At 68.2% G+C, this 11,295-nt stretch carries 12 protein-coding genes; 1 reads left to right on the top strand and 11 read right to left on the bottom strand.

Annotation, left to right across the window (positions count from 1 at the left end):
• From AC1DNF_RS04970 to AC1DNF_RS04930, 9 genes are all read right to left on the bottom strand, one after another.
• A partial coding sequence (locus AC1DNF_RS04970; RefSeq protein ID WP_478147443.1) for an aminotransferase class I/II-fold pyridoxal phosphate-dependent enzyme occupies positions 1-389 on the bottom strand: 389 nt, incomplete at its 3' end.
• A gap of 5 nt (positions 390-394) precedes the next feature.
• Positions 395-1,501 carry an ABC transporter substrate-binding protein gene (locus tag AC1DNF_RS04965; protein ID WP_478147442.1) on the bottom strand — a complete coding sequence of 369 codons (1,107 nt, stop codon included), beginning with the start codon at positions 1,499-1,501 and terminating at the stop codon, positions 395-397.
• 55 nt (positions 1,502-1,556) lie between these two features.
• Entirely contained in the window at positions 1,557-2,429 is an 873-nt protein-coding gene (locus tag AC1DNF_RS04960) for an ABC transporter permease (protein WP_478147441.1), read from the bottom strand.
• Positions 2,430-2,452: 23 nt separating this feature from the next.
• On the bottom strand, positions 2,453-3,223 hold the full coding sequence (locus tag AC1DNF_RS04955; protein WP_478147440.1) for an ABC transporter ATP-binding protein: 771 nt from the start codon (positions 3,221-3,223) through the stop codon (positions 2,453-2,455).
• A complete protein-coding gene (locus AC1DNF_RS04950) occupies positions 3,220-4,011 on the bottom strand; it encodes an alpha/beta fold hydrolase (RefSeq protein WP_478147439.1) in 792 nt (263 codons plus the stop codon). The genes AC1DNF_RS04955 and AC1DNF_RS04950 overlap by 4 nt, the downstream gene beginning before the upstream one ends.
• Positions 4,008-4,406, bottom strand: coding sequence for a VOC family protein (locus AC1DNF_RS04945; protein ID WP_478147438.1), 399 nt, complete (start codon positions 4,404-4,406; stop codon positions 4,008-4,010). Before AC1DNF_RS04945 ends, AC1DNF_RS04950 begins: the two co-directional genes overlap by 4 nt.
• A 32-nt stretch (positions 4,407-4,438) precedes the next feature.
• On the bottom strand, positions 4,439-6,070 hold the full coding sequence (locus tag AC1DNF_RS04940) for an FAD-dependent monooxygenase (protein ID WP_478147437.1): 1,632 nt from the start codon (positions 6,068-6,070) through the stop codon (positions 4,439-4,441).
• Positions 6,067-6,615 carry a GAF domain-containing protein gene (locus AC1DNF_RS04935; protein WP_478147436.1) on the bottom strand — a complete coding sequence of 183 codons (549 nt, stop codon included), beginning with the start codon at positions 6,613-6,615 and terminating at the stop codon, positions 6,067-6,069. Before AC1DNF_RS04935 ends, AC1DNF_RS04940 begins: the two co-directional genes overlap by 4 nt.
• A gap of 25 nt (positions 6,616-6,640) precedes the next feature.
• Positions 6,641-8,476 carry a gamma-glutamyltransferase family protein gene (locus AC1DNF_RS04930; protein WP_478147435.1) on the bottom strand — a complete coding sequence of 612 codons (1,836 nt, stop codon included), beginning with the start codon at positions 8,474-8,476 and terminating at the stop codon, positions 6,641-6,643.
• Between the two features lie 69 nt (positions 8,477-8,545).
• Here AC1DNF_RS04930 and AC1DNF_RS04925 point away from each other — a divergent pair, with 69 nt between their 5' ends.
• Positions 8,546-9,529, top strand: a complete 984-nt coding sequence (locus AC1DNF_RS04925) for a LysR substrate-binding domain-containing protein (protein ID WP_478147434.1) — start codon at positions 8,546-8,548, stop codon at positions 9,527-9,529.
• 81 nt (positions 9,530-9,610) lie between these two features.
• Here AC1DNF_RS04925 and AC1DNF_RS04920 read toward each other — a convergent pair whose 3' ends face one another.
• Both AC1DNF_RS04920 and AC1DNF_RS04915 read right to left on the bottom strand, forming a co-directional pair.
• Positions 9,611-10,948 (bottom strand): type II toxin-antitoxin system HipA family toxin, encoded by a 1,338-nt coding sequence (locus tag AC1DNF_RS04920; RefSeq protein WP_478147433.1) that lies wholly within the window; start codon positions 10,946-10,948, stop codon positions 9,611-9,613.
• Positions 10,945-11,226, bottom strand: a complete 282-nt coding sequence (locus AC1DNF_RS04915; RefSeq protein ID WP_478147432.1) for a helix-turn-helix domain-containing protein — start codon at positions 11,224-11,226, stop codon at positions 10,945-10,947. The genes AC1DNF_RS04920 and AC1DNF_RS04915 overlap by 4 nt, the downstream gene beginning before the upstream one ends.
• Positions 11,227-11,295 lie beyond the last annotated feature (69 nt).

Below are 11,295 nucleotides of genomic sequence, written 5' to 3'. Positions count from 1 at the left end.
GAGAAGGCCTGCAGCGCGCCCAGGTAGGTCGGTGTTTCCACCAGCACGCGGCTGCCCGGGTCGAGCAGCACCTTGGCGATCAGGTCCAGGCCCTGTTGCGAGCCGGTGGTGATGAGCACCTGCGCCGGGTCGACGGGCCAGGGCAGCATAGCGGCGACCGCCTCGCGCAGCGGGCCGTAGCCCTCGCTGGCGGCGTACTGCAGCGCGGCCTGGCCGTCGTTCTCGAGCACCTCGGCGCAGGCGGCGGCGAAGGCGCCGATGGGGAAGGTCTTCGGCGAGGGCAGGCCGCCCGCCAGGCTGATGATGCCGGGGCGCTCGGTGACCTTGAGGATTTCGCGGATGACCGAAGGGTTCATCTTCGCCGCGCGCGCGGCCATGTTCCAGTTCATCGTCATCAGAGCTTGAATTCCCTGGCCTGCCGGACGACAGCCGCCCGGTCGAAGTCGTTGACCTCGTCGATCAGCTCGTTGGTGAAGACCGTGTTCGGGTCGCCGATCTCCGTCGCGAGCCTGGGGTTCCTGCTGGTCTCGGCGGCGGTGTCGATGTTGGCCTTCCATTCGGCGAGGCTCGACGCGCCGATGCGCTTGTCCGCGTCGTCGGCGCGCCGCATCCAGTTCTCCTTGCGGTCCTTGAGGATGAACTGCAGCTCCTTGCGCGCCTCGTCCTCCGACTTGGACTTGGGCTTGCTCTCGGGGTAGAGCGCCCAGTGGATGTTGATGGCCTGGTCCAGGTTGGTGTGGGCGAAGAGCGTGGATTTCGCGATGCCGCGGAACAGGCCGACCAGGCTCCTGCGGTCTTCCTTGAGCGTCTTCTTGCGCACGCAGATCCAGCCCGATCCGACCTCCGCGTAGCGCGGCGGCAAGGCCACGTAGCGCACCGGCACGCCGACCAGCTCGATGCGCGCCGCGCCGGTGTCGTAGGTGACGATGGCGTCGACCCGGTCCTGCGTGAGCGCCTGCCCGGCGGGGCCGCCGTCGCCGACCGCGATGTACTGGTTGGTCGCGTCGTCCAGACCCAGTTCGAGCAGGATGGTCCGCGTCACGACGATGCCCGGGTCGCCCTGGCTGCGCACGCCGATGCGCTTGCCCTTGAGGTCGGCGGCGGTCTTGATGGGGCTGTCGGGCCTGACGATGATCACGTTGGCATTGCGCGGCAGCCACTTGTAGGCGGCGACGAGCCCCAATCCCGGGTCCTTGGCCACGGCGGGCAGGTAGATGCCGGGCGAGATGGGGCCGAAGCTGACCTGCTCGGTCATCAGGGCCTGCATGGCCTGCGTGATGCTGCTCATGTTGACGTACTCCACGTCGACGCCTTCCGACGCGTAGTAGCCCAGCTTCGGATGCCGCCCGGCGGTGATGAAGGCCTGCTGCGCATCGTTGACCCCCGCCGAGTTCGCGACCTTGAGGATCTTGGGCGACTGCGCCAGCGACAGGGTGGATGCGAAGCCCAGGCCCGCGCCCAGCGCCGCGACCGACAGGTTGAAGTTGCGTCTGTGGATCATGAAAGTCCTCTTGAGAAGTTCGACAGGAATGGGGTGATCGCGGCCGCGCCGCGCCCTAGGCGTTGACCGTGCGCCGGTTGCTCTCGACCGGCATCCAGTGCAGCACCCGGCGCTGGATGGCGCGCAGCAGGCGGGTCAGCGCGATGCCGATGACGGACAGCACGATGAAGACCGAGAAGCTCCCGCCGGTGTCCATCTGCGCATCCATCTGCAGGATGAGCACGCCCAGCCCCGACTGCGCGCCGACGAATTCGCCGACGATCGCGCCCACCACCGCGAAGGCGGCGGCCATGTCCAGGCCCGCGAAGATGTAGGGCAGGGCGCTCGGGAACTTCGCCTTGCGGAAGATCTGCCAGCGCGTGGCCGAGAGCGAGCGCAGCAGGTCGATGCGGTCGGGGTCGATGGCCTTGAAGCCCGCGATGCTGGTCACCAGCACCGGGAAGAAGGTCAGCATGCAGACGATGGCCACCTTGGAGCTGATGCCGAAGCCCAGCCACATCACGATGATCGGCGCGACCGCCACCTTGGGCAGGCTCTGGAAGGCGGCCACGTAGGGCTGGAGCACCGCCTCGACGCGCTCCATCTGCGAGATCGCCACGCCCAGGGCGAGCCCGATGCCGCTGCCGATGAAGAAGCCCAGCAGGATTTCCGCCAGGGTGATGAAGGTGTGGAACCAGAGCCCGTCCTTGGCCCAGGGGCTGGCCACCAGGCCGCGCCACAGGGCGATGACCACGTCGCTGAACGGCGGGATCAGGAACCTGGGAACGTTGAAGACACGAACGCCCATCTCCCAGGCGAGCAGCAGCAGCGCCAGCAGCAGCAGGGAGCTGGTCCGGTTCGAGCGCAAGGCCTGGGACCAGGCCGAAGGCCGCCGCGCCGGCGTGTCCGTCGCGGGCGGGAGGGTGTGGGGAATGTGCGTGATGGCCATGCGAACCTCGTGCGGAGATGGGGTCAGTCGAAGGAGCCGGTGTGGTCGAAGATCTGGCGGATCTCGTGGGCAACCGCGGCGAAGGCCGGCGAGCCCATCGCGTCCATCGTCCGCGGGCGCGGCACGTCGACGCGGATGACGCGGTCCAGCGAGCCGGGCCGTGGTGTCATCACGAAGACGACGTCGCCGAGGAAGATCGCCTCGGGAATCGAGTGCGTGATGAGGATCACCGTCTTGCCGCTCTCGCTCCAGATGCGCTGCAGCTCCAGGTTCATCTGCTCGCGCGTCATGGCATCGAGGGCGCCGAAGGGCTCGTCCATCAGCAGGATCTTCGGGTCGTGCAGCAGGGCGCGCGCGATGGATGCGCGTTGCTGCATGCCGCCGCTCAACTGACTCGGCAGCTTGTGCTCGAAGCCTTCCAGGCGAACCATGTGCAGCAGCTTCATCGCGCGTTCGCGCGCCGCCCTGGCGTCGAGCCCCAGCACTTCGGCCGGCAGCATCACGTTGTCGAGGATGGTGCGCCAGGGCAGCAGGATCGAGCTCTGGAACACCACGCCGACATCGCGCCGCGTGCCGCGGATGGGCTGGCCGTCCAGGGTCACGCTGCCTTGCGAGTAGTCGAGCAGCCCGGCGATGATGCGCAGCAGGGTGCTCTTGCCGCATCCGCTCGGGCCGACGACGCTGACGAAGCTGCCCTTGTCGATCGAGCAGTGGATGTCGCGCAGCGCGAGCACGCCGCCGGCGCCCGGCGCGCCGAAGGTCTTGGAGAGGCCTTTGATCTCGATGTAGCTCATGCGTCTGCTCCTTCGTCGATGAAGCGCGTGATCGCCTCGGCGACCTCGGCGGGCGCCTGCAGGCAGGTGGCGTGACCGACCCCGGGCAGCAGCACTTGCCGGCAGTCCGCGATCCGTGTGGCCATGTCGAGGGTGAGCCGGGCGGGGACGACCCGGTCGCTGTCGCCCGCGATCAGCAGGGTGCGGGCGCGGATGTCGGAGAGCCGGATGTCCGCGCTGTCGGCGACCGCTTGCGAGCGGCGCAGCGAGCGCGCGGAGGAGGGCTGGACCTGGCTGAAGAAGTCCAGCAGCGCGGGCTTCTGCGCGAGACAGGCGGCGGGGAAGAACATCCTCGCGAGCGCCTGGGCCGTCCCGGGCAGCCCGGCGCGCAGCTGCGCGATCGCGGCGCTGCCTTCGGGATCGAGTTGCGCCAGCGAGTGAGGCAAGGCCCAGGTGCTGCCGAGCACCAGGCGATCGACGACCTCCGGATGCGCGGCCGCCAGCACCTGCGCGATCCGCCCGCCGAAGGAGCTCCCGAACACATGGGCGCGCGCGAAGCCGAGCGAGCGCACCAGCGCCTGGGCATCCGCCGCCAGTTGCCGCAGGGTGGCGGCCGACGCCGGGCTCTCGGTTTCGCCGCAGTCGCGCTGGTCATGGGCAATGACCGTGAAGCGCTTCGACAGCAAGGCTTCGATGGCGTCGAACATGTGACGGCTCGCCTCCGCGCCGTGGATAAGGAGCAGAGGCGGCCCGTCCCCGCTCATCGTGTAAGCGGTCTTCGCGTCGCCAGTCGAAACGAATCGGGTCATGATGCTTGCGCGGCCTCTTCTTCGAGCGAGAAGGTGAGCTCCACCTTCAGGCCCAGGGGATCGCGAACGAAGACCTGGTGCAGCGGCCAGCCCGGCACCGGCGCTTCCTCGTAGGGAATGCCTTGCGCCTTGAAGTAGGCGCGGGTCTGGTCGAGGCCATGGGCGCGGAAGGAGATGTGGTCGAGCGGGCCGGTGTTGCCGCCAGACGCTTCGCCCAGAAAGGCCGCCAGGTGGACGATCGGCTGCCCGCCGCTGTAGAGCCAGTGGCCCGGGAAGGGAATGACGGGCCGCGGCCCTTCGCTCAGGCCCAGGTGCTTCGTGTAGAACGCGAGGAGCACATCGAGGTCTTCCGGCACGCATCGCAGCGTGTAGTGATGAAGCGCGCTGACTGGCATATCGACTCCTTGGGGATCTTGGGTTCGTGGCTTCAGCCGAGCAGCTTGTCGATCACCGACGCAAGCTCGGCGGCCGGGTCGGCCGGCGTCCATGGCATGCGCCATGCCACATGTCCGTCGGGGCGGACCAGCACCGCGCCGCGCAGGCCGATGAGCAGGCCGTCCTTCTCGCACTCCTCCTCGAGCTGGCGCGTCTCGATCTGCAGGTCTTTCCGGGCCGAGACCGCCTTCGCCGCCTCCAGCCAGGCCTCGCCCTTCAGGCCGGCGACGAGCACGAAGTTCTTGTCGAACCAGTCGAGCGTGGACTTCTTGCGCGCCAGGTCCAGCCACAGGTGCGGAAAGCGTCCGCCGGGGCGGTCCGAGGGCTCGTAGTAGCGCGTGCGCATGCCGGGCTTGGCAGTGCCGTCGGGGATCAGCGCGCCCTCGTCGTAGCTGAAGCCCAGGCTCTGGCCGACGCTGTGGACGTGGTTCTCGGTGTCCTTGATCCAGAAATTGATGCGGTCGATGTTGCCGGAACGGAAGGCCTGGTCGGTCTGCAGGAAGCGCAGCGTGTTCGAGTAGCTGAAGTCGGCGTTCGACTCGGCGACCGGGCGGCGTTCGAGGTCGTAGCTCTCGAGCAGCCGGGGGCTGGCCCGGCCCTTGAGGACGAAGTCGAGCTTCCACGCCAGGTTGTGCGCGTCCTGGATGCCCGAGTTCATGCCGTAGCCGCCGCTCGGCGGAAAGCGGTGCGCCGCGTCGCCGACCAGGAACACGCGGCTCTGCCTGAAGCGGCTGGCCACCTGGCGGCTCAGGCGCCAGATCGAGCGGTTGATCACCTCGACGTCCAGGTTCGGAATGCCGGTGTGGATGCGCGCCAGCCTGATGACTTCTTCGTCGGTGCGGGGGCCGGGCCGCTCGTCCTTGTCGATGCCGATCTGGATCAGGCTGAGCCAGCGGTCCTTGCCGTTGGTGTTGAGGACGGAGGCCATGGGCAGCTCCGGGTTCTTGGGCACGACGCGGAAGGCGGCGGTGTTGGCGGCGCCGCGGATGCTGGAGAGGTCGGCCTTCCAGTACTCGTTGGCCATGACGGCGAGCGTCGAGGGGCCGCGCATGTCGATGCCGCTCACGCGCCGCACGCTGCTGCCGGCGCCGTCGGCGGCGATGAGGTAGCTGGCCTGCCACACCGCGCTCTCGCCGGTCTGGAGGTCGCGCGCCGTGACCCGCAGGCCGGTGTCGGTCTCGACGTAGTCGAGGAACTCGGTCGAGTAGAGGATCTTCCCGGACTTCGATTCCTTCGCCAGTTTGAGCAGCTCCTCCTCGACCGCGTCCTGCGAGAGGATGCACTTCCAGGCGGGCGAGAGGCCGATGTTCACCTCGGGCGTGGTGCGGCCGTATTCGTGGCCGGCCATCGATTCGACGAAGGCGAACATGTCGGAGTTGTCGGGCAGGCCGCGCGCGCGCATGCGGTCCTCGATGCCCCACTGGCGGAAGATCTCCATGGTGCGGCTCCAGCAGCCGCGCGCCTTCGGATGGTCGGTGGTCGACGACGCGCGCTCGACCATCACGAAGTCGATGCCGAAGCGGTTCATGAGAATCGCCATCGACAGGCCGACGGGCCCGCCGCCGACGATGAAGACGGATGTTCGCCGGGAAGAGGCGTGTTGCGGATTCAGGTTGTCGGTCATTTCTTGCCTCCGTGGAAATGGATGGGGTCGAGCGAGTAGTGCAGCCCGGGCGCCGGGGTCACCCACCGTGCCGCGAGCGCCGCCAGCAGGCGCACCGCCAGCACTTCGTGTGCCTGCCAGCGGCCGCGCGTGCCGAAGACGTTGAATGTCGCGATGCAGATGTTGGCCCTGAGGATCGGCACGTTGATGGCCGCGTTCAGGCCGAGCGGCGCCATGCGCTCGTAGTCGTCGAAGACTTCCGCCAGCGCATGGCCGCCTTCGGCGACGAAGACCTGCCCCTGGACGAAGAGGGTCTCGGTCCATGGCGTGAGCGCCTTGCGCTTGCGCCCCGCCACCGGAAACTCCCCCGCGTTCGACGAATAGAAGCGCTGCAGCTGCACTTCGTTGACGGGGTCGTCGGCGGTCGTCACGTTGAGGTTGATGCTGAACACGCCCGGCCCCACCACCAGGCGCCGGAAGGCATCGATCTGGCGCATGGCGCCGTCCATGTCCTTCGCCTCGGCGGTGGCGTCGAGCAGGTTCGAACAGAGGGTGAGGGGCAGCACGTCGGTTTCTCCAGGAAGGTTCATGTCAGCGCCCCACCGCATAGCCTTGCATGCCGCGCGCATTGGCGCCGGCGCGCAGCACCAGGCGGCCTTGCGCATCCCGCTGCCGGCTGCAGGCGGACATGCGGCTTTCGGACCATGGGCCGCCTTGTTGCACGCCGTGCCCCAGATGCTGGAGCCGGTCGATCACCGCGGGATCGAAGCGCGATTCGATGGTCATGGCGTTCAGCGTGGTCTGCCGCGGCCAGAAGGAGCCCGGATAGTGCCTGACGTGCCAGGCGGGCGCGTCGATCGCCTCCTGCAGGTTCATGCCGTGCACGGCGTGGCGCAGGAAGAAGGCCGCGGACCATTGGTCCTGCTGGTCGCCGCCCGGCGTGCCGAAGACCATGTAGGGCTCGCCGTCCCGCAGGGCGAGCGAGGGCGAGAGCGTGGTGCAGGGCGCCACGCGTGGCGTGAGCGTGTTGGGCAGGCCCGCGTCCAGCCAGGTCATCTGCAGCCGGGTGCCCAGCGCGAAGCCGAGCGAGGGAATCGCCGGGCTGGAAGACAGCCAGCCGCCGGAGGGCGTCGCCCCCACCATGTTGCCGTGGCGGTCGATCACGTCGATGTGGCAGGTGTCGCCGATGAAGATCTCGCGGTCGGCCCACTCGGCCACCGGCGGCAGGGCGGCGAAGGTGGGTTCGCCGACGCCGAAGCGCGTGTCGGCCGTTCGCAGCGTGCGGGCGCTGACGCCCAGGTCGGGCAGGGCCGGCGCGCGCCCGAGCGGGCTGCCGGGCAGGAGCTGCCCGGAGGCGCGCGAGGCATCGACCATCGACCAGCGTGCGCGCGCGTAGTCGCTGCCCAGCAGGGCGCGCTGCGCCTCGGGCTGCGCCCCGGGCGCGACGCCGTACCAGGCCAGGCGGTCGGCCAGGGCCAGCTTCGCCGCCTCCGCGATGCTGTGCACGAAGCCGGCGCTGTCGGGCGCGTGGCGATCCAGCCCGGCGTGACGCAGCATCGTCAGCTGCTGGAGGAACATCGGGCCCTGGCTCCAGAAGCCGCACTTGGCGACCGTGAAGCGGTCGAAGTCGACGCCGAGCGGCGCTTCCACGTCGACCTTCCATTCGGCCATGTCGTCCAGTCGCAGCAGGCCGGCGTGGCGCTCGCCGCTGCTGTCGCGCACGGCCTGCGTGCGGCAGAAGCTGTCGATGTCGCGCGCCACGAAGCCCTGCTGCCAGATGCGCATCGCCGCCTCGATCACGCCGGTGCGGCTCGACGCCTCGCGCTGCGCGGATTCGACGATGCGCTCATAGGTGGCGGCCAGCGCGGGCAGGCGCAACAGCGAGCCGGGTGGCGGCACGCGCCCATCGACCAGCCACACCTGCGCCGACGATGTCCAGTGCGCATTGAACAGCTCGCGCACGCCCAGGATGGCCCGCGCCAGGCGCGGCACGACCGGGAAGCCGTCGCGCGCATAGCCGATCGCGGGCGCCAGCACCTCGGCGAGCGACCAGCTGCCCTGGTCGCGCAGCAGGGTGAGCCAGGCCGGAAAGGCGCCGGGCACCGTCGCGGCCAGCAGGCCGATGCCGGGCACCTGCTCGAAGCCGCGCTGCCTGAAGGCCGCCGGGGTGGCGGCGGCCGGCGCCCAGCCCTGGCCGTTGACCGCGCGCATGTGCCGCTCGCGCTCGCTCCAGAACAGGATCGGCACTTCGCCGGCCGGGCCGTTCAGGTGCGGCTCGACCACCTGCAGCACGAAGCCGCCGGCCACCGCCGCGTCGAAGGCGTTGCCGCCGCGCTCCATCACGCCCATGGCGGTCTGCGAGGCCAGCCAGTGGGTCGACGATGCGACACCGTGGGTGCCGATGATTTCAGGGCGGGTCGTGAACATGGATGGCAGTCTAGGAGGCGCCATTCACGTTTTTGCGCTCGTTTTTGATGTGTGTATAACCTCGCGGTTATGCCAGCCGACACCACGAACGACCGCGCCGAGCAGCTTCGGCACACCCTCCTGTCGCGCCTGAAGCTGCGCCACCTGGCGCTGCTGCAGAGCGTGAACAAGCACCGCACGCTCAGCCGGGTCGCGGTCGAGCTGGGCCTGAGCCAGCCGGCCATCACCAAGGCGCTGAAGGAGGTGGAGGACATCTTCATGACGCCGCTGTTCGCGCGCACGAGCCGGGGCCTGACGCCGACCCCGGCCGGAGAGGCCGTGCTCCACTACGCGCTGATCTCGCTGGCGGACATGGAGTCGACCACCAAGGTGCTGACGGCCATCGACACCGGGCTGACGGGGCGGGTGCGCATCGGCGTGACGCCGCACGTGCCCGAGGCGTTGCTGGGCGCGACCTTCACGCATCTGCTGGGACAGACGCCGCGCGTCGCGGTACTGGCGAAGGAAGGAACGACGGATGAACTGGTGGCGGCCCTGAGCGCGCGCGAACTCGATTGCGTGATCGGCCGTTCCTTCCACGGCCATATCGACATCGACATCACGCAGGAGGCGATCTACCAGCAGGTGCCTTGCCTGCTGGTGCCGGTCAAGAGCCGGGCGCGCCTGTCGAAGGGGCCGCTGGACTGGCGCCGGCTGGCGGCGCTGGACTGGATCATGCCGCCGCCGAACACGCCGATGCGGCGGACCTTCAACGCGATCTTCCTGGGCGCGGGCGTGCAGCCGCCTTCGCCGATCGTGGAGACCTGGTCGCTGAGGAGCATCGAGACGGTGCTTCGGCGCGAGCCGAATGCGGTGACGATTCTTGCGCGGGACGTGGCCGCGGAGCTGGCCCTGGGCGGGACTTGCGCGCCGCTGCCCTATGAGCTTTCTTGGAACCTGCCGCCGATCAGCTTCTTCGTCTCGCAGAGCATTTCGCGGCAGCCGACGGTGCGGGCGCTGGCGGGGGCGATACGGGATGCGGCGATGAGGCTGGCGGGGGCGGCGCGGAGTTGAGTCGGCGGGCTGCCGCCCAAGCGGTTCAAGTGCAGCCGAGCGTTCTGGCGATGCGCGGGCCCGACCCGAGACAGAAGCGGACTATCGTTGCCCAAGCAGTGGCGAGCGACCGATCTTGGCTGCCTTTGTCTTCAGCTTTGGCGGCGCCGAGAAGGCTTCACCGGCAGCCCATTCGCCGACGGCGTAGACGCGCTGGTCTCGCAAGCCCTGGACGCCCTCGGCCCACGCGTTCAACATTCGTTTTCCGACGTCCTCGAAACCGCCATGGTCCTTCATGGCCTGGCGCACAAGCGGGCCGACCTCGGAAACCGCATCGCTGATCGCCTCGACGATCCGGGTCTGTTCCCTTGGCTCAATGCCGAAGGTGCCCGCGATGAACTTCTGCAGATTCTTCCCGGGCGTCCAGGTCTTCTTTCCCATGAACTCAATGGCTGGCGGGTTGTGCTGAAAGCTTGCGTATGCGCAGGTGGTCAGCATGTCGTAGGCGGGGGAGAGATGCACGTCGGCGCGCGAGGTGTACAGCAAGGCCAGGTTCTTGGCATGACAGTCCGCATTGCGCAGCGCGTAGGTCAGCAGCAGCAGCGTGGCCAACTGCCGATAGCTTGCCAGGCGGCGCTCGCCCGGAACATGGTCGCGAACGGCGCGCGCAATGCGCTCCCAGGTGGTGTCGTATTTCGCGGCCGGGCGCAAGCCCAGCAGCGAGCAGAAATCTTCCATGCCCCAGTGAGCCTGCCCGTGCTCGTCGACGTCGAAACGGTGCACCACCAGCGCTTGGCCGTCGTCCGATATTTCCGTTCTGGCCGCGGGCGTGACGCGCCCCACCACCTGCATGCAAAGGTGCTCGTTCAGAGCGACAAAGGGCAGTTGGCGGCTGGAGCCTTTGATGATGTGGCGATGGGTGACGAGACTGGCTTTGTGGTGGTCGGCCAGCGTTGAGGTGGCTCGATCGCTCGCCGGTTCGTCTTGCGCGTCCAGGAACTTGGGAACCACGCCCGACACCCCGCTTGTCGCGTGCTGGCGCACCAGTTCGGCGAAGGCTTCTTCGGAGTTGTCTCCCCGAAGCAGTTCGGCGACTTCAATCGGCCTGGCGGGCTCGTTCAAGCTTGCACCGGCCGCCGCCACCTGAAGACGCCCGACCATATTTCGGCCGATCACCGACAGCAAGGCGATGGGACTGGCGCCGATATGAGGCCCGAACTGCTCTTGAAGCACCTGCAACAGGTAGCCCTCGGGCAGGTTCATCTGCAATACCGGGGGAAGCTGATCGTCCCAGACATAGGACTCGGTGCGAACCGGCATCGTGAGCGAAACAAGGTCGTCCGATGCCGCATGGGCGTGATAGGTCAGCACACTCCTGAAGTCGCCCGCCTGCTCCAGCACAGCCACATCCCGACCGAGAACATGAACCGCCAGCTTCATGTGTTGCGCGTGCCCGCAGTGGTGCCTGCGCGATTGCGCTCAAGCCGCAGTTCGTCCAGCGTGCCGGCTTGGCCCATGGTCAGGAAATCGAGTTCCATGCCCAACACCGCGAGCACCGCCATGAGCTTGCGCGCGCCGAACTCGGCCGAACGCCCGCGCTCGAAGCGCGATAGCGTTTCGGCCGTGATACCCGCCTGGGCGGCCACCGTGCCTTGCTGAAGGCCCAGCGCGTGACGGCGCGTGGCAATCGCTTCGCCTAGCTCTTGGAGAGTTTGCAATTGATGTTTACGTCAAGAATTGGCATATGGTTGGCAATTCTTGATCTAAACGTCAATTTTTGCAAGCTG

The organism is Variovorax sp. 01T432 (assembly GCF_056398605.1).
This window is presented reverse-complemented; position numbering and strand designations above follow the sequence as displayed.